Below are 17792 nucleotides of genomic sequence, written 5' to 3' on the forward strand. Positions count from 1 at the left end.
GATCAGGGCGCCCAATTTCCGTTGCGCCCTCATGTGTACGCCGCAAGACGCGGCTGCCACCGGACGCCAATCAGGAAGCTTTTAAGGACGCCGATGACGAAATTTTCCGATCTGAAACTGGACCCCAAGGTCCTGTCTGCGGTTGCGGAAGCGGGCTACGAGACGCCCACTCCGATCCAAGCGGATGCAATCCCCCCTGCGCTTGAAGGCAAGGATGTCCTTGGTATCGCGCAAACCGGCACGGGCAAGACGGCCTCGTTCACCCTGCCGATGCTGACGCTGCTGCGGCGGGGTCGCGCGCGCGCGCGGATGCCGCGCTCGCTCGTGCTCTGCCCGACGCGCGAATTGGCCGCTCAGGTTGCCGAGAACTTTGATCTCTACGCCAAGAACACCAAGCTGACCCGCGCACTGCTGATCGGCGGTGTGAGCTTTGGCGAGCAAGACAAGCTGATCGACAAGGGTGTCGATGTGCTGATCGCGACACCGGGCCGACTGCTTGATCATTTCGAGCGCGGCAAGCTGATCCTGACCGATGTGAAAATCATGGTTGTGGACGAGGCGGACCGGATGCTCGACATGGGCTTCATCCCCGATATCGAGCGGATCTTCCAGCTGACGCCCTTTACCCGCCAGACGCTGTTCTTCTCGGCCACGATGGCGCCCGAGATCGAGCGGATCACCAACACTTTCCTGCATGCTCCGGTGCGCGTCGAGGTGGCCCGTCAGGCCACGACCGGTGCGAATATCACCCAAAAGCTGATCGAGGTGACCCCGGCGCGGCGCGACCAGACCGCCAAGACCAAGCGCGAAGTGCTGCGCGCGGTGATCGAGGGCGAAGGCGAGGCCTGCACCAACGCGATCATCTTCTGCAACCGCAAGGTCGATGTCGATATCGTCTCGAAAAGCCTGCAGAAATACGGCTTTGATGCGGCCCCGATCCATGGTGATCTTGATCAAAGCCAGCGCACGCGCACGCTGGAGAGCTTCCGCGAAGGCACGCTGAAATTCCTGATCGCCTCGGATGTGGCCGCCCGCGGGCTTGATGTGCCCGCCGTGAGCCACGTCTTCAACTACGATCTTCCGATGCATGCGGAGGATTACGTCCACCGCATCGGGCGCACCGGGCGCGCGGGCCGCAAAGGCGCTGCGATCTCGATCTATGTGCCTGCGGATGAGAAGTTTCTCTCGGGCATCGAGAGCCTGATCGAGCAGCCGATCCCGCGCGGCGAGCTGCCCGAGGGGTTCGAGATCTCGGAAGGCGCCAAGACCGCGCCGGTCAAGCGCGACGACGCCAAGGGCGGTCGCGGTGGCCGGGGTGGACGCAGCCGGAGCGGCAGCAGCAGCAACGGGGAGCGTCCCAGCCGCTCGCGCAAACCGCGTGAGGACAAGCCGCAGCCCGAGGCCGTTGAGACCAAAGCGCCCGAGGCCGCGAAGGCCCCCTCGCAAAAGGTCGACACGCCCGAGGAGCAGCAGCCCGAGCGCAAATCCGAGCGCACGCCTGAGCGCCAAGCCCCGGAGCAGCGCCCCGCCGCCGCCGCCCCCGCGCGTCACGACGCCAATGAGAGCGACGAGAGCCGCAATCGGCGTGCACGCGGTGGCCGTGGCCGTCGCGACCGCGACAATGGCCCGAATGTCGTGGGCATGGGCGATCACGTCCCCGATTTCCTGACCCGCTCGTTCCGTCCCGGCTTGATCGACAGTGACGAGGCCATGAGCGAGACCGAGGACAGCGCCGAAAGCTGATCGCGCCCCTGCCGCGCAAATCAAAAACCCGCCGGAGCTGCCTCCGGCGGGGTTTTCTATGTCTTGGACAAACGCGTTGGACGCCCGGATGGCGCGGGGGCCCTGTCCCCGCGCGCCCCCGTGGCTTTATTCGTCGGTCAGCCGCGAGGTGACGATGATCACTTCGGGCTTCTTGCCAATCTCTTCCATCGAGACCTGACGCGCAATCCGGCGCAGAGCCTCTTCGATCTTGTCGTCATTGCTGATGATCTTGACCGGCGCGCGATCGAGGAACTCGGTCATCTCGTCTTCGATCTGCTCGGCCAGCGGCGCGCCGCCCCGCCCGGTTTTCGGCAGGCCCATCGTCTCGACCCAAGGCTCGCCCAGCGGCTGGTCTTGCTCATCGAGGATCAGCGTCACCAGCACGAGGCCATTGAGCGCCATGCGAATGCGGTTGCGCACCACACCATCCATCGCGCCGATCTTGACCGAGCCGTCGAGATAGGTGCGGCCCGCCTCGATATGCTCGACCACTTTGGGCACATTGCCCGAAAGATCGACCATCTCGCCATTGATCACCACTTCCGAGGCAATCCCCTTGGCTTGCGCGAGCTTCGCATGCTCGCGCAGGTGACGGTGCTCGCCATGCATCGGGATCAGCATCTTGGGCTGCAAGATCGCGTGGACTGTCTCCAGATCGGCGCGGTTGGCATGGCCCGAGACGTGATAGAGCCCGTTATTGTCGTCGATCACATCGACGCCCATTTCGGAAAACGCGTTCATGATGCGGATCACGCCACGCTCATTGCCCGGAATGGTCTTGGAGGAGAACAGGAAGCTGTCGCCCTCTTTCATCTCGAGCCCGAGATATTTCCCCCGGCTGAGCTGGGCTGATGCCGCACGGCGCTCGCCCTGCGAGCCGGTCACGATCAACATCAGGTTGCCGCGCGGAACATCGGCGGCCTCTTCGGGGCCAATCGTGCCGGGCATGCCCAAAAGCACGCCGGTTTCCTGCGCGCTCGAGACCATCCGCTTCATCGCGCGGCCCAGCAGGCAGACCGAACGGCCCGCAGCCACGCCCGCTTCGGCCAGCGTCTTGAGACGCGCGACGTTCGAGGCAAAGGTGGTCGCGACGATCATGCCCTTCTGGGCGGCGATCAGCTCGGTCAGCGGCGCGGCGAGCGTTGCCTCCGAGCGGCCCGGATGCGGCGAGAAGACATTGGTGGAATCGCTCACCAGCACCTTGATGCCATCGCCCTCTTCGGCGATCTGCTTGAACATCGCAGGATCAAAGGGCTCGCCCACGATGGGCGACTGATCGAGCTTGAAATCGCCAGTGTGGAAGATCCGGCCACCGGGGGTGTCGATGATCAGCGCCGAGCTTTCCGGGATCGAATGCGAGATCGGGACGAATTGAACCTTGAACGGGCCCGCCTCGACGACATGGGGGCGCGGCTCGACGATGCGGATCGTCTCGGCGGGGATGCCCGCCTCTTCGAGTTTGAGCTGCCCGATGCGCCCGGTGAAGGCGCGGGCATAGACGGGCTTGCGCAGCCCGTTCCAGACATGGGCCAGCGCGCCGATATGGTCTTCATGGGCATGGGTGATGAAGATCGCGTCGATGCGATCTGCGTTCTCTTCAAGCCAAGCAAGATCGGCCATAATCAGATCAACCCCGGGGGTTGAATCCATATCCGGGAAGGTGACGCCGAGATCGACCACGATCAGACGCTCTTTCCCTTCCGGACCATAGCCATAGACATAGGCGTTCATGCCGATTTCGCCGGCTCCGCCAAGGGGAAGGTAGATCAATCTTTCGGTCACGCGGGGCGTCCTTTGTTAAAATCATTGAGCAGGCGCAGGCCGTGCATAGTCAGGTCGTATTCGATGCTGTCGAAGAGGTCAAAGCCTTGAGAGAACAGCTCCGCCAATCCGCCGGTCGCCACGACCCGCATCGGCCGGTCGCGTTCCAGCCGGATCTGGCGCACGATGCCCTCAACCAGACCGATATAGCCCCAAAACACACCAGACTGAATACAGGCCACTGTATTTGTGCCAATCGCATGCTCAGGCTTGGTCACATCGACATTGGGCAGAGCGGCTGCCGCCTGATGCAGCGCCTCAAGCGAAAGGTTCACCCCCGGCGCAATCACGCCGCCGATATAGGCCCCGTCGGTATCGACCACGTCGAAAGTGGTGGCGGTGCCGAAATCGACCACGATCAGATCGCCGCCATGGCGGTCAAACCCGGCCACCGCGTTGACCAGACGGTCGGGGCCCACCACGGTGCCCTCATCGACGCGCGGGGCGACGGGCAAGGCGCATTCGGGCTTGCCCACAACGACGGGACGGCAATCGAAGTAGCGGTTGCACAGCACCCGAAGGTTGAACACGACGCGTGGCACGGTCGAAGAGATAATCACCTCGCGGATCGCCGCATCGATGCCTTGCAGCCGCATGAGGCCAGTCAGCCAGACATAATATTCATCGGCGGTGCGCTTGTGATTGGTCTCCATGCGCCATGTCGACAGAAACGCCTCGCCATCCCAGATCGAGAAGACGGTGTTGGTATTGCCGCAATCAATGCATAACAGCATGCTGGCCCTCGTACTCAGAAGAAGATTTCGGCGGCAGAGATCGCCCGGCGCCCCTGCCCGTCGCGCAAAACCAGCGCCCCGGTTGCATCGATGGTCTCGAAGACACCCGTATGGGTCTCGCGTCCGGTGCGCGCGGTGATCGTCTCGCCCAGACGGGCGGCGCGGGCGAGCCACGCATTGCGGATCGCTTCAAAGCCGTAATCGCGGAACTGACTGTCGTAATGATCGAAAGCCTGCGCCAGCATGGGCAGGAAGTCCTGCGGCGCAACCCGCATCCCGGTCTCGCCCAGAAGGCTCACGGGCGCCATGGCCGTGGCTTCCAAGGTGTCGCGCGCAGGGACCTCGGCCAGGTTCACGCCGATGCCAATGGCAAGCTGCGAACCGTCAGGCGTCAGGCTTTCGAGCAAAATCCCCGCGATCTTGCCGCCGCTGAGCAGCACATCATTGGGCCATTTGATCGCAAGACGGGCATGCGGACCTGCGGCATGCGAGAGGGCGGCCTCCAGCGCAAGCGCCGCCACGAAGGAATAGAGCGCCGCATGGGCCAGACCGCCCTTGGGCCGCATCACCAGCGTCGCTGCGAAATTGCCCTGAGGGGCGCGCCACGCGCGACCACGCCTGCCACGCGCCGCCGTTTGCTCATGCGCGAAGATCCATGCAGAGCCGGAGAGGCCCGGCGCGAGCCGGGCCGCTTCGTTCATCGTGGAATCAACAGATGCTAGGACATGGCGCGCCACGCCCTCGGGCCACGTAGCCACGTTAGTTGACAAGGGCCGCCGCAGCCGCCTGTGCAGCGCCCTCGATGCCAAACAGGTTGAACACGCCAAAGACGGTGATCAGTGCGGATGCCATCAACAGCCCCCATTGCACCATCGGCATACGCTGATCGAGCGGCTCGACCTCTTTGCCGAAATACATGAAGTAAATAATGCGCAGGTAGTAGAAGGCCGCAACCGCCGAGGCCACAACCGCCAGAAGGCTCAACCAGATATAGCCCGCCTGGATCGCCGCCGCGAGCACCGCGTATTTGGCAAAGAAGCCCAGCAACGGCGGCACCCCCGCGAGGCTGAACATCAAGATCATCAGCGCGAGACCCTTGGTGGGGTGCTGGCTGGCATAGAGGTTGAGCGATTTGAGCGTGGTGACGGGCTGGCCGTCGCGTTCCATCGAGAGGATGAAGGCGAACACGCCCACATTCATCACGACATAGATCGCCATATAGACCAGCATCGCCTGCACACCCTCGACCGTGCCCGCCGTCAGACCCAGCAGCGCAAAGCCCATATGGGTGATCGAGGAATACGCCATCAGACGCTTGATGTTCTTCTGACCCAGCGCCCCGACAGAGCCCCAGACCATCGACAAAGCCGCCAGCAAGCCGATGATCTGACCCCATTCCGTAGGCACTTGGCCGAAGCCATCAAACAGCATCCGCGCGAACAGCGCCATCGCCGCAACTTTCGGCGCGGTCGAGAAAAAGGCAGTGACCGGTGTGGGCGAGCCCTCATAGACGTCGGGCGTCCACATGTGGAACGGCACGGCGGAGACCTTGAAGGCCATGCCCGCGATCAGGAAGACCATGCCAAAGAGCAAGCCCATCGGCAGATGACCCGATTGCACCGTCTCGATGATGCCAGAGAACTGTGTGGTCCCGGCAAACCCGTAGGTCAGCGAGGCGCCATAGAGCAAGATGCCCGAGGACAGCGCCCCAAGCACAAAGTATTTCAGACCGGCCTCCGAGCTTTTCTCGCTCTCACGACGCAGCGCCGCGATGATGTAGAGCGCGAGCGACTGCAGCTCGAGCCCCATATAGAGCGACATCAGATCGCCGGCCGAGACCATCACCATCATGCCCACGACCGCGAGGGCCACGAGGATCGGGAACTCAAAGCGCAGAAGTCCGCGACGCGCCATGTAATCGGCGCTCATCGCGAGCACCAGCGCGGCGGTGACCAGCACCGTGATCTTGGAGAACCGCGCGAAAGCATCGTCGATGAACAGACCGCCAAAGGCGGTATGCGCGCCGCCCGAGCCCAGCCCGATCAGGGCTGCGAGCACCAGCATCACCCCGCTGGTCGTCCATAGAAGCGTCGGGGCCAGCTTATCCTTGCCAAACCACACGCCCACCAGCAACGCCGCCATCGCATAAACGGCCAGCAGGAATTCCGGCAAAACGGTGGAGAAATCCGCAGAAGTCATCCGTCACTCTCCTCAGTGTTCGACCAGATCGGACAACAGGTTGTCCGGCAGGGCGTCGTGATAGTTCTGGACCAGGTTGGTCACTGAATCCTGAATGACATTCGTCACCAGATCGGGATAGACGCCCAAGATCAGGGTCATTGCGATCATCGGGGCAAAGATCCATTTCTCACGCGGGCTCAAATCGGTGATCGAGCGCAGGCTCTCCTTGATCAGATCGCCAAAGACGACCCTGCGATAGAGCCAGAGCGCATAGGCTGCCGACAAGATCACGCCCGTGGTCGCAAAGAGCGCGACCCAGGTGTTGACCTGGAACACACCGGCCAGCGTCAGGAATTCCCCCACGAAGTTGCCCGTCCCCGGAAGGCCGACATTGGCCATGGTGAAGAACATGAAGACAACCGCATAGCCCGGCATCCGCTTGGCCAAGCCGCCATAAGCCGAAATCTCGCGGGTGTGCATCCGGTCGTAGATGACGCCGACGCACAGGAACAGCGCACCCGAGACGAAGCCGTGCGAGACGACGAGGAAGATGCCGCCCTCGATGCCCTGCTGGGTGCCCGAGAAGATCCCCAGAAGCACATAGGCCATGTGGGCCACCGAGCTATAGGCGATCACGCGTTTCATATCGGTCTGCACCAGCGCCACCAGCGAGGTGTAGATGATCGCGATCACCGCAAGCCACATCGCCCACGGGCCGACGACCATGTTGCCCACCGGGAACATCGGCAGCGAGAAGCGCAGGAAGCCGTAATCGGCCAGCTTGAGCAAGATCGCGGCCAGCACGATCGAGCCTGCCGTCGGAGCCTGCACGTGCGCGGCGGGCAGCCAGGTATGCACCGGCCAGAGCGGCATTTTCACCGCGAAGGAGATGAAGAAGCCCGTCCACAGCAGCGTCTGAATGCCCCCCGGTATCGTCACGCCGAGCACATGGATCGGCGTATAGGGGAAGTTGGCACTGAGCAGCGATGGCATATCCGTCGTGCCGGTGTGGAAGTAGATATAGATGATCGACACGAGCATGAAGACCGAGCCGAAGAACGTGTAGAGGAAGAACTTGAACGCGGCATAGACGCGCTGCTTGCCGCCCCAGATGCCGATGATCAGGAACATCGGGATCAGGCAGGCCTCGTAGAACAGGTAGAACAGCACCAGATCGAGCGTGACGAAGGTGCCGACCATCAGCGTCTCGAGGAGCAGGAAGGCGATCATATACTCTTTGACGCGCGTCTTCACCTCCCAGCTTGCGAGGATCACAAGCGGCATCATGAAGGTGGTCAGCAGCACGAAGAGGATCGACAGACCGTCGACACCCACGCGGTAATTCAGCCCCATGATCCAGCTATATTGCTCGACGAACTGATAATCCGTGTTCGAGGGGTCAAACCCGGCCAGCAGGAACAGCGAGACCAAGAAGGTCACCGACGTCGCCGTCATGGCCAGCCACTTCGCGTTGCGGTCGGCCTCTTCAGACCCGCCACGTTGCACCAGCGCAAGGATCAGCGCGGCGACGGCGGGGATGAAGATGACGATAGAAAGTAGGTGTTGCATTACTGTGCCCCCCCGTTGAGGACGACCCAGAACATCAAACCGACGATCCCGATCACCATCGCGAAGGCATAGTGGAACAGATAGCCCGATTGCATCTTATTCAGGAGCCTCGTGAATGTCGGGACGATCCCCACGGCCACGCCGTCGATGACGCGGTCGATAGAGCCCTCGTCCCCTTTCTTCCAGAACATGTATCCGATCCAGAGCGCGGGGCGAACGAAGATCACCTCGTAGAGCTCATCGAAATACCACTTGTTGAGCAGGAACCGGTGCAGCGCGGGCTGCTGTTCCGCCAGACGCTTCGGCATCGTGGTGTCCTTGATGTAGAACAGCCATGCCACGATGAAACCCAATGCCATCGCCACGAAGGGCGAAGCCTTGACCCAGGTGGGCGCGTGATGCGCCTTCTCGATCACTTCGTTCTCGCTATGCATGTAGATCGCGCCTTGCGGGGCGACGCCCGTCTCACGCAGGATCTGCGCCCCCGGCCCGATATCGGGCGAGCGGCGTGCGTCTGCCATAACCTCGGCCTGAGCCGCCTGCTCTGACATCTCCGCGCCATGATCTGCGCCAGCCTCAGTGCTTGTCGCAGTCCCGCTGGCAGCATTTGCAGTCTCGGTCGCGCCATGACCCTCCGCGGTTTGCTCGCTATGAGCGGGCAGACCGAAGAACTTCACCATCTTGGCGTGATCCCCGAAGAACACGTTGTACCAGATCATCCCGCCAAAGATCGCGCCCAGTGACAGCACCGCCAGCGGCAGGGTCATCACCCAAGGGCTTTCATGGGCATGGTCATGCGCATGATGATCGCCGCGCGGCTTGCCAAAGAAGGTCATGAAGATCAGGCGCCATGAGTAGAAGGCCGTGAAGGCAGCCGCAATCACAAGCATCCAGAAGCCATAGCCCGAGCTGTCGCCCGCCCAGACGCTCTCGATGATCGCATCCTTCGAGAGGAAGCCCGCAAAGCCGATATGGGTCAGCGGGATGCCCACGCCAGTGATCGCCAGCGTCCCGAAAATCATCGCCCAGAAGGTGATCGGAAGCTTTTTCCGCAGGCCACCATAGTTGCGCATGTCCTGCTCGTGATGCATCGCGGTGATGACCGAGCCTGCGCATAAGAACAGCAGAGCCTTGAAGAAAGCATGCGTCAGCAGGTGGAACATCGACACCGAATAGACGCCGACACCGGCGGCGGCAAACATGTAGCCCAGCTGCGAACAGGTCGAATAGGCGATCACGCGCTTGATGTCGTTTTGCACAAGCCCGACGGTGGCCGCGAAGAAGGCCGTCGTTGCACCGATGATCAGGATGAATTCCTTGGCATGCGGCGCGAATTCATAAAGCGGCGACATCCGGCAGACGAGGAACACGCCCGCGGTTACCATGGTTGCGGCGTGGATCAGCGCAGACACCGGTGTCGGGCCCTCCATCGCGTCAGGCAACCAAGTGTGCAAGAACAGCTGCGCCGATTTGCCCATTGCGCCCACGAAGAGCAAGAAGGCCACCAGCTCGGCTGCGTTCCAGCTTTGCCACAGGAAGTGAACCTGCGTATCGGCAAGCGCGGGGACCGCTGCGAAGACGTCATCCATCTTCAGCGCACCGGTCATGTAGAACAGCGCGAACATCCCCAGCAGGAAGCCGAAATCGCCCACGCGGTTGATGATAAAGGCTTTCATCGCAGCCGCGTTGGCCGAGGGTTTCTTCCAGTAGAAGCCGATCAGCAGGTAGGAGGCAACGCCCACACCTTCCCAGCCGAAGAACATCTGCAGCAGGTTATCCGCAGTGACCAGCGTCAGCATCGTGAAGGTGAAGAAGGACAGATAGGCGAAGAAGCGCGCCTTATAGTGCTCGTTCTCGGTCCAATTCTCGTCATGGGCCATATAGCCCCAGGAATAGAGGTGCACGAGCGAGGACACCGTGGTCACGACGACCAGCATGATCGCGGTCAGGCGGTCGAGCCGGATCGCCCAGCTCGTGTCCAGCTCACCCGAATGGATCCATTGCATGATGTGGATATGCTGCGTGCCTTCGCCGAGGGTGAGAAAGACGACCCACGACAAGATACAGGCCAGGAAAAGCAGACCCGTCGTAAGGACCATCGCACCTTTCTCACCGATCACGCGCCAGCCGAAGCCTGCAATGATCGCGCCGATGAGCGGGGCAAAGAGAATAGTCTGTTCCATTGGTCCCTTATCCCTTCATCACGTTGACGTCTTCGACCTCGATCGAGCCGCGGTTGCGGAAGAACACGACGAGGATCGCGAGGCCAATCGCAGCCTCAGCGGCGGCGACGGTGAGCACGAACATCGTGAAGATCTGCCCCACGAGATCGCCCAGATAGGCCGAGAAAGCGACGAGGTTGATGTTGACTGCAAGCAGCATCAACTCGATCGACATCAAGATGACGATGACGTTCTTGCGGTTCACGAAGATCCCGAAGACCCCGATGACGAACAGAGCGGCGGCCACCCCGAGGTAATGTTCCAATCCGATCATGCCTGTGCCCTCCGGTCGTGCTTGATTGCCTTATTGTGCATCCGCATGTTCACAGCCCCTGCCCCGGTTTCACGTCTCTCATTTCCATCGTCTTGGCCGGATCGCGATGCATCTGAGCGATCACGTTCTGACGTTTGACATTCGTGCGGTGGCGCAGCGTCAGCAGGATCGCCCCGATCATCGCCACCAGGAGCACCAGCCCCGAAAGCTGGAACAGATAGAGATACTTGTCATAGACCAGCATCCCGATCGCTTGGGTGTTGGTCATGTTGTCGGGCGTCGGCGACATGCGCAGGGACTGCGCCATATCGGCGGTCTTCCAAGCGCCGATCCCGACGCCAAGCTGCACCAGCATGATCACCGCGACCAGCAGGCCCAGCGGCATATAACGCGCCAATTCCCCCTTAAGGGCGGCGAAGTCGATATCGAGCATCATCACCACGAAGAGGAACAGCACCGCGACCGCACCGACATAGACGATGATAAGCAGCATGGCGACGAATTCTGCGCCCAGCAGCACGAACAGCCCCGCCGCCGACAAGAAGGTCAGGATCAGCCAAAGCACCGAATGGACCGGGTTTTTGGACATCACCACCATGAAGGCCGCAACCACCGCCACGATGGCAAAGAGGTAGAAGGCAAATGCAAACACCGTCATGTGTTCTCTCCCGATTTCTCGTCAAAGACCGAGCGCGCAATCTCGAGCGCCTTGGTCATGGCGGGGACACCGCCAAACATGCTCATCTGAAAGATCACCTCGGCGATCTCGCGTTGTGTGGCCCCGGCTTCCAGCGCGTGGCGGATCGACATGCGCAATTGCGGCTCACCCTGTGCCCCCAGCACCGTCAGCGCCGCGATTGTCACCAAAAGCCGCGTTCGGCTGTCGAGCCCGTCGCGGTTGAAGGTCTTGCCGAACCACATCTCCATCATGTCCTTGGACATGGTCGGGAAAAGCGTTTCCATCGCAGCGGGGTTGAAGCTCTCCAATGCCGGATTGAGCCGCCGCGCCATTTCAGCAGACTGCTCCATCATCGATTTGAAGAGATTCGAAAAGTCGTCGGTCATCTGTAGGGCGCATCCAATTCGAGGTTGCGGGCAATCTCGGCTTCCCAGCGGGCGCCGTTATCAAGCAGCTTTTCCTTGTCGTAGAACAGCTCCTCGCGGGTCTCGGTGGAGAACTCGAAATTGGGCCCCTCGACGATGGCATCGACCGGGCAGGCCTCTTGGCAAAAGCCGCAATAGATGCATTTCGTCATGTCGATATCGTAGCGCGTCGTGCGGCGCGACCCGTCCGCGCGGGGCTCGGCATCGATGGTGATCGCCTGCGCGGGGCAGATCGCCTCGCACAGTTTGCACGCGATGCAGCGCTCCTCGCCATTGGGGTAGCGGCGCAGCGCGTGCTCGCCGCGGAAACGCGGGCTGAGCGGGCCTTTTTCATGCGGGTAGTTCAGCGTCTCCTTGGGCGCGAAGAAATAGCGCATCCCAAGGCCGAACCCTTTGATGAAGTCGACAAGCAGGAAATACTTGGCGGCGCGGGCGTAATCAAATGCCATCAGCTCAGCCTCCCATCGTCCAGCGGGCCCAGAAATGCCCGAAGATTTCAAATTTCGCGAGGAACGCGACAATCACAACCCATGCGCCCGAGAGCGGCAGGAACACTTTCCAACCGATCCGCATCAGCTGGTCGTAGCGGTAGCGCGGCGTGATCGCCTTCACCATGGCGAACATGAAGAAGAAGAACACCATCTTGGCCAGCATCCACAGCACACCATCGGGCAGCCCCGGGATCGGCGACAGCCAGCCGCCGAAGAACAGGATCGACATCAGCGCGCACATCAGCCAGATCGCGATATATTCGCCCGCCATGAACAGCAGGTAGGGCGTCGAGGAATATTCCACCATGAAGCCCGCGACGAGTTCCGATTCCGCTTCGGGCAAATCGAAGGGCGGGCGGTTGGTCTCGGCCAATGCCGAGATGAAGAACAGCGCCACCATCGGCAGATGCGGCAGCCAGTACCAGTTCAGCAGGCCGTAATCGCCCTTTTGGGCCAGCACGATCTGCGACAGGTTCATCGAGCCGGTGGAGATGATCACACCGATGATGATCAGACCGATCGAGACCTCATAGGAGATCATCTGCGCCGCCGAGCGCAGGCTGCCCAGGAACGGATATTTCGAGTTCGACGCCCAGCCGCCCATGATCACGCCGTAGACTTCCAGCGAGGAGGCGGCAAAGACGAACAGGATCGCCACGTTGATATTGGCCAGCACCCAGCCATCGGCAAAGGGGATCACCGCGAAGGTCAGCATCGCGAGCACGAAGCTCAAAAGCGGCGCGAGGAAGAACACGAACTTATCGGCGCCTGCCGGGATCACGATCTCCTTGACGACATATTTCAGCGCATCCGCGAAGGTTTGAAGCAAGCCCCAAGGGCCCACCACGTTCGGCCCACGGCGCATCTGCACCGCCGCCCAGATCTTGCGATCGCCGTAAACCAGCCAGACCATCGAGATCATCACGAAGGCCAGAACCGCGAGCCCCTGCAACACGATGAGCAGGAAGGTGCCAAAAGGTGTAGCCAGAAATTCAGACATGGTTCCCCACTCTCTTCATACCGTCGGTATTCCCCGATCCGCACAGTCACCGACCGTCACTTCCGCGTCGATCGTTTTGAGGCCCTGCGGCAGGGCGGGCGAAATGGTGTAGACCGCATCCGCCCGCCAGATGCCACCCTCTTCATTCACATTCGTGCGCACATGGCGCGCAAAACCGTAGCCGCGGATCTGCGCATATTGCGCAACCGCGCAACGGGCATAATCCTCGACTGCCTTCGCATCCGCGCCCTCGCCCGAAATGCTGACGCGAAACTCCGCCAGATTGTCATCGAGCAGACGTGTCTCGACACCGCGATACACGATCTTGGGCGCAGGATTGCCCGAGCCCGCCTTGCCATCACTCGGCGCACAGGCTGCCAGCCCGGCCAGAAGGCCGGGGGCAAGAGGTGCGATACGGGTGAGGCTCAGGCGCATTCAGGCTTACTCCGCTGCAACCGGGGTGTCGCGGCGCGCCTGCGCGAGCGAGGCGCATTCGCCCATCACCACCGAGGCGCGTGCAATCGGGTTCGACAGGTAGAACTCGCGGATCGGCAGTCGGAAGCTTGCCTTGCCCATGTCGCGCGGCGCGATGGCCGTCACCTCGTTTTCGGGCAGCTCGTCGATCTTGGCCAGATGCGGCACAGCCTCGATCAGCGCGCGGCGCAGACCGGCCAGCGTATCCCAAGGCTGCTTGGCATCGAGCTCTGCCGACAAAGCGCGCAGGATCGCCCAGTTTTCCTTGGCCTCACCGGGCGGGAACGCCGCACGGAAGGCAAGCTGCGGGCGACCTTCGGTATTCACGAACAGCCCGTGCTCTTCAGTATAGGCCGCACCCGGCAGGATGATGTCGGCGCGGTTGGCGCCGCGATCGCCATGGCTGCCCTGATAGATCACGAAGGGACCGCCCTCGGAGGCGGGGGTAATCTCCACCTCGTCGGCGCCCATGTTGTAGATCACCTCGGCACCCTCGATGGCGCTCAGCAGACCGCCTTCGGTCGCAGCACCCACATCGAGCGCCCCCACACGGCTTGCCGCCGTATGCAGCACCATCAGCTTGGAGCCGGAATTGGCGGCCAGTTGCATCGCATGAGCCAGAACGGCTTCGCCATCGGCCTCGTTGAGCGCACCCTGCCCCACGATCACAACGGAGCGCTTGGCCTTGGTCTCGTCCGAGATCGTCTTGGAGGACAGCTCAGCCAGTGCGGCGCGATCAGAGCCCACATGCACGTAGTCATAGGTCAGATCGCAGGCCTCGCCCAGCAGACCGACCGTGGCGCCCTTCACCCAAGCCTTGCGGATGCGGGCGTTCAGAACGGGGGCCTCGATGGCCGGGTTCGCACCGATGATCTGGATCATCTCGGCATCGTCGAGATCGGCAATCGTCGCATCGCCCACATAGCCGTAGCGGTTGCCCAGAGGCAGGCGCGCGCCGTCGGTCCGGCACTCGACATTGCCGCCCAGACCTTCGATCAGGGATTTCAGCGCAAAGGCGGCCTCGGTCGAGACCAGATCGCCCACGAGACCGGCCACTTTCTTGCCCTTCATCGCCGCGGAAGTCGCGCTCAGCGCCTCGCCCCAATCGGCTTTGCGCAGACGCCCGTTCTCGCGGATATAGGGCGTATCAAGGCGCTGGCGGCGCAGACCGTCCCACACGAAGCGGGTCTTGTCCGAGATCCATTCCTCGTTCACGCCATCATGGTTGCGCGGCAAGATACGCATCACTTCGCGACCCTTGGTGTCGACGCGGATGTTGGAGCCCACCGCATCCATCACATCGATGGTTTCGGTCTTGGTCAGCTCCCATGGCCGCGCGGTGAAGGCATAGGGCTTGGAGACCAGCGCGCCGACCGGGCAGAGGTCAATGATATTGCCCTGCATGTTCGAATCGAGCGTCTCGTTGAGATAAGAGACGATCTCGCTATCCTCGCCACGGCCCGTCTGGCCCATCTGCGTCATGCCCGCGACTTCCGTGGTGAAGCGCACACAGCGGGTGCACGAGATGCAGCGCGTCATATGGGTTTCCACCAGCGGCCCGAGGTTCAGCTCGGTCGCAGCACGTTTGGGCTCGCGGTAGCGCGAGAAGTCCACGCCGTAAGCCATTGCCTGATCTTGCAAATCGCACTCTCCGCCCTGATCGCAGATCGGGCAATCGAGCGGGTGGTTGATCAGCAGGAATTCCATCACGCCCTCGCGGGCCTTCTTGACCATCGGCGAGTTGGTCTTGATCACCGGCGGCGCGCCTTCGGGACCGGGGCGCATATCCTTGACCTGCATGGCGCAGGAGGCGGCGGGCTTGGGCGGACCGCCCACGACCTCAACCAGACACATCCGGCAGTTCCCCGCGATCGACAGCCGCTCATGGTAGCAGAAACGCGGAATTTCCACGCCCGCCTGCTCACAGGCCTGAATCAACGTGAGGTTGGGGTCAACCTCGACCTCGTTGCCGTCGATGATGATCTTTCTCAGGTCAGCCATGGCTATCCGTCACTTCTCGCTGGGCATAGGGGCCAACACCCCCACGCGGTTATTCTTTGCGCGCCGATCAGGCGCAGCCTTCCGGGAAGACCCACGCGCCATCCCGGTAATGATCATTGATCGACGAGGCCACCCGGCCGCCGCAGATCTGGTCCGCCATCCGCCGTGCCTCGGCCCCTTCGGCATAGCCAAAGGGCGTGGCGGTGCGGGTGACCACCAAAGCGCCCGAGGCCGCACGCTCGCCCACATAGCCCGAGACCGGAGCGAGTGGGCCGGGTGCAGAGCCCACCCCCCCAACCGGGGCCGAGCCACAGGCCGCAAGCGCCAAGGCCGGCGCGGATATCAGTGCTGCCCGCATCATGCCGCAGCCTCCGCCGAGCAGGCACGCTGCTTCCAAAGCTGCGCCTGCGGCAGGTCGCGCCAGCCGAAGGCACGCTCCGAGGGGCCATTGCTGCGCAGATCGTCGAGCCGCGCCAGCGCCTCGTCCAAAGAGGGCTGATGCCCAAGGGGCACCCACCACATCACGAAATGCTGCTCGCCCAGAACCTCGAACCACTCCGCGCGGCGCTCGTAGAAGGCGCGGTGCACGGTGTTCCAGACGAAATTCTCAAGGCTCGAGACATCTTCCCAAACCGTCAGATTGGCCACGAAACAGGGATCGCCGCCGATCTTGGTCTCGGTATTGCCCGTGCCCGGCTCGCCCGAGCCTTCCATCATCCAGACGAACCCGTCCGAGCGCTTGCCCAGCCCGTTGACCGCGTCGAGCGCCTTCATGAAGGCCTCCACACGCGGATCGCCGGGCTCGGCAACCAGTCGACCGATATTCAGCTCGGCCAGATGATATCCCTCGGGCTGCTTCATTCGGCGGCCATTGCCCCCATGCGGCCGGTCTTCTTGGCCTTGATACGGTCTTCGATCTCTTCGCGGAAATGCCGGATCAGGCCTTGGATCGGCCAAGCGGCGGCATCGCCAAGCGCGCAGATGGTGTGGCCTTCGACCTGCTTGGTCACGTCAAACAGCATGTCGATCTCTTCGATCTCTGCCTCGCCGCGCACCAGACGGTCCATCACACGCATCATCCAGCCGGTGCCTTCGCGGCAGGGCGTACACTGGCCGCAGCTTTCATGTTTGAAGAATTTGGACAGCCGCCAGATCGCCTTGATGACGTCCGTGTCGTTGTCCATGACGATCATGCAGGCGGTGCCAAAGCTCGATTTGACCTCGCGCATGCCGTCGTAATCCATGATCGCGTCTTCGCACAGATGCGCAGGCAGAACCGGACAGGAGGCGCCGCCCGGGATCACCGCCTTGAGGTTCTTCCAGCCGCCGCGCACGCCGCCGCCATGTTTCTCGATCAGTTCTTTCATCGAAATCGACATCGACTCTTCGATCACGCAGGGCGTGTTCACATGGCCCGACATGCCAAACAGCTTCACGCCAGTATTGTTGGCCCGGCCAAAGCCCGCATACCACTCCGCGCCCCGGCGCAGGATGGTCGGCACGACAGCAATCGACTCGACGTTGTTCACCGTAGTCGGGCAGCCGTAAAGACCCGCCCCCGCCGGGAACGGCGGCTTCATGCGCGGCATGCCCTTCTTGCCTTCAAGGCTTTCGAGCAGCGCGGTTTCCTCGCCGCAGATATAGGCCCCGGCGCCATGGCTGAGATAGACGTCGTAATCATAATCCGAGCCACAGGCATTCTTGCCGATCAGCCCGTCTTCATAGGCCTCGTCGATGGCGCGCTGCAGCGCCTCTTTCTCGCGCACATATTCGCCGCGAATGTAGATATAGGCAGCCGCCGCCCCCATCGCGAAACCGGCAATCAGCGCGCCTTCCACCAAAGTGTGGGGATCGTGGCGCATGATCTCGCGGTCTTTGCAGGTACCGGGCTCGGATTCATCGGCATTGATCGCAAGGAAGGCCGGACGCCCGTCGCTTTCCTTGGGCATGAAGGACCATTTCAGACCCGTCGGGAAGCCCGCGCCGCCCCGGCCACGCAGCCCGGACGCCTTGACCTGCTCGACGATCCAGTCGCGGCCTTTCGACAGGATTTCGCCCGTCCCGTCCCAATGCCCGCGCATCTTGGCGCCTTGCAACGAACGGTCATGCATCCCGTAGATATTGGTGAAGATCCGGTCTTGATCCTTCAGCATGGTG

17 protein-coding genes are annotated in these 17792 nt (G+C 62.1%); 1 reads left to right on the forward strand and 16 read right to left on the reverse strand.

The window, feature by feature from the left end:
• The first annotated feature begins 93 nt into the window (after positions 1–93).
• Positions 94–1743 carry a DEAD/DEAH box helicase gene (locus DL1_RS03255; protein WP_038062423.1) on the forward strand — a complete coding sequence of 550 codons (1650 nt, stop codon included), beginning with the start codon at positions 94–96 and terminating at the stop codon, positions 1741–1743.
• Positions 1744–1869: 126 nt separating this feature from the next.
• On the opposite strand, the gene DL1_RS03260 is transcribed toward DL1_RS03255, so the two are convergent.
• The 16 genes from DL1_RS03260 to nuoF form a co-directional block, all read right to left on the reverse strand.
• A complete protein-coding gene (locus DL1_RS03260; RefSeq protein WP_081856247.1) occupies positions 1870–3495 on the reverse strand; it encodes a ribonuclease J in 1626 nt (541 codons plus the stop codon).
• 47 nt (positions 3496–3542) lie between these two features.
• Complete coding sequence (locus DL1_RS03265) at positions 3543–4319, reverse strand: type III pantothenate kinase (protein WP_038062429.1); 777 nt, start codon at positions 4317–4319, stop codon at positions 3543–3545.
• 14 nt (positions 4320–4333) lie between these two features.
• Positions 4334–5077, reverse strand: a complete 744-nt coding sequence (locus tag DL1_RS03270) for a biotin--[acetyl-CoA-carboxylase] ligase (RefSeq protein WP_038062432.1) — start codon at positions 5075–5077, stop codon at positions 4334–4336.
• Position 5078: 1 nt separating this feature from the next.
• The gene (gene nuoN, locus DL1_RS03275; RefSeq protein WP_038062434.1) at positions 5079–6518 is read right to left on the reverse strand and encodes an NADH-quinone oxidoreductase subunit NuoN; all 1440 of its coding nucleotides are present in this window, start codon (positions 6516–6518) and stop codon (positions 5079–5081) included.
• Between the two features lie 12 nt (positions 6519–6530).
• The gene (locus DL1_RS03280; RefSeq protein ID WP_038062437.1) at positions 6531–8069 is read right to left on the reverse strand and encodes an NADH-quinone oxidoreductase subunit M; all 1539 of its coding nucleotides are present in this window, start codon (positions 8067–8069) and stop codon (positions 6531–6533) included.
• On the reverse strand, positions 8069–10252 hold the full coding sequence (gene nuoL, locus DL1_RS03285; RefSeq protein WP_038062439.1) for an NADH-quinone oxidoreductase subunit L: 2184 nt from the start codon (positions 10250–10252) through the stop codon (positions 8069–8071). Before nuoL ends, DL1_RS03280 begins: the two co-directional genes overlap by 1 nt.
• Positions 10253–10259: 7 nt before the next feature.
• Positions 10260–10565, reverse strand: a complete 306-nt coding sequence (nuoK, locus tag DL1_RS03290; RefSeq protein WP_038062440.1) for an NADH-quinone oxidoreductase subunit NuoK — start codon at positions 10563–10565, stop codon at positions 10260–10262.
• A 49-nt stretch (positions 10566–10614) separates the two neighbouring features.
• Positions 10615–11223: an NADH-quinone oxidoreductase subunit J gene (locus DL1_RS03295; protein ID WP_038062441.1), complete on the reverse strand. Its 609-nt coding sequence runs from the start codon at positions 11221–11223 to the stop codon at positions 10615–10617.
• Entirely contained in the window at positions 11220–11630 is a 411-nt protein-coding gene (locus DL1_RS03300; RefSeq protein ID WP_038062443.1) for a carboxymuconolactone decarboxylase family protein, read from the reverse strand. Before DL1_RS03300 ends, DL1_RS03295 begins: the two co-directional genes overlap by 4 nt.
• Positions 11627–12118 (reverse strand): NADH-quinone oxidoreductase subunit NuoI, encoded by a 492-nt coding sequence (gene nuoI / locus DL1_RS03305; RefSeq protein WP_038062444.1) that lies wholly within the window; start codon positions 12116–12118, stop codon positions 11627–11629. The genes DL1_RS03300 and nuoI overlap by 4 nt, the downstream gene beginning before the upstream one ends.
• A 4-nt stretch (positions 12119–12122) precedes the next feature.
• On the reverse strand, positions 12123–13160 hold the full coding sequence (nuoH, locus tag DL1_RS03310; protein ID WP_038062447.1) for an NADH-quinone oxidoreductase subunit NuoH: 1038 nt from the start codon (positions 13158–13160) through the stop codon (positions 12123–12125).
• 15 nt (positions 13161–13175) lie between these two features.
• Positions 13176–13595, reverse strand: a complete 420-nt coding sequence (locus tag DL1_RS03315; RefSeq protein WP_038062450.1) for a hypothetical protein — start codon at positions 13593–13595, stop codon at positions 13176–13178.
• A gap of 6 nt (positions 13596–13601) precedes the next feature.
• Positions 13602–15635, reverse strand: coding sequence for an NADH-quinone oxidoreductase subunit NuoG (gene nuoG / locus DL1_RS03320; RefSeq protein ID WP_038062453.1), 2034 nt, complete (start codon positions 15633–15635; stop codon positions 13602–13604).
• Positions 15636–15702: 67 nt separating this feature from the next.
• A complete protein-coding gene (locus DL1_RS03325; protein WP_038062455.1) occupies positions 15703–15996 on the reverse strand; it encodes a hypothetical protein in 294 nt (97 codons plus the stop codon).
• Positions 15993–16496 (reverse strand): DUF3291 domain-containing protein, encoded by a 504-nt coding sequence (locus DL1_RS03330; protein ID WP_038062458.1) that lies wholly within the window; start codon positions 16494–16496, stop codon positions 15993–15995. Before DL1_RS03330 ends, DL1_RS03325 begins: the two co-directional genes overlap by 4 nt.
• Positions 16493–17788, reverse strand: coding sequence for an NADH-quinone oxidoreductase subunit NuoF (gene nuoF, locus DL1_RS03335; protein ID WP_038062460.1), 1296 nt, complete (start codon positions 17786–17788; stop codon positions 16493–16495). The genes DL1_RS03330 and nuoF overlap by 4 nt, the downstream gene beginning before the upstream one ends.
• Between the last annotated feature and the right edge of the window lie 4 nt (positions 17789–17792).

Origin of the sequence: Thioclava dalianensis (genome assembly GCF_000715505.1) — a bacterium.
Taxonomy (GTDB): Bacteria; Pseudomonadota; Alphaproteobacteria; order Rhodobacterales; family Rhodobacteraceae; genus Thioclava; species Thioclava dalianensis.

Coding starts and splice junctions, on each gene's coding strand:
- DL1_RS03330 (WP_038062458.1), bottom strand. CDS start 16,496: ATGAAGCAGCCCGAGGGATATCATCTGGCCGAGCTGAATATCGGTCGA.
- nuoG (WP_038062453.1), bottom strand. CDS start 15,635: ATGGCTGACCTGAGAAAGATCATCATCGACGGCAACGAGGTCGAGGTT.
- DL1_RS03295 (WP_038062441.1), bottom strand. CDS start 11,223: ATGACGGTGTTTGCATTTGCCTTCTACCTCTTTGCCATCGTGGCGGTG.
- DL1_RS03325 (WP_038062455.1), bottom strand. CDS start 15,996: ATGATGCGGGCAGCACTGATATCCGCGCCGGCCTTGGCGCTTGCGGCC.
- DL1_RS03280 (WP_038062437.1), bottom strand. CDS start 8,069: ATGCAACACCTACTTTCTATCGTCATCTTCATCCCCGCCGTCGCCGCG.
- DL1_RS03265 (WP_038062429.1), bottom strand. CDS start 4,319: ATGCTGTTATGCATTGATTGCGGCAATACCAACACCGTCTTCTCGATC.
- nuoI (WP_038062444.1), bottom strand. CDS start 12,118: ATGGCATTTGATTACGCCCGCGCCGCCAAGTATTTCCTGCTTGTCGAC.
- nuoK (WP_038062440.1), bottom strand. CDS start 10,565: ATGATCGGATTGGAACATTACCTCGGGGTGGCCGCCGCTCTGTTCGTC.
- nuoF (WP_038062460.1), bottom strand. CDS start 17,788: ATGCTGAAGGATCAAGACCGGATCTTCACCAATATCTACGGGATGCAT.
- nuoH (WP_038062447.1), bottom strand. CDS start 13,160: ATGTCTGAATTTCTGGCTACACCTTTTGGCACCTTCCTGCTCATCGTG.
- DL1_RS03260 (WP_081856247.1), bottom strand. CDS start 3,495: ATGAACGCCTATGTCTATGGCTATGGTCCGGAAGGGAAAGAGCGTCTG.
- DL1_RS03300 (WP_038062443.1), bottom strand. CDS start 11,630: ATGACCGACGACTTTTCGAATCTCTTCAAATCGATGATGGAGCAGTCT.
- nuoL (WP_038062439.1), bottom strand. CDS start 10,252: ATGGAACAGACTATTCTCTTTGCCCCGCTCATCGGCGCGATCATTGCA.
- DL1_RS03315 (WP_038062450.1), bottom strand. CDS start 13,595: ATGCGCCTGAGCCTCACCCGTATCGCACCTCTTGCCCCCGGCCTTCTG.
- nuoN (WP_038062434.1), bottom strand. CDS start 6,518: ATGACTTCTGCGGATTTCTCCACCGTTTTGCCGGAATTCCTGCTGGCC.
- DL1_RS03255 (WP_038062423.1), top strand. CDS start 94: ATGACGAAATTTTCCGATCTGAAACTGGACCCCAAGGTCCTGTCTGCG.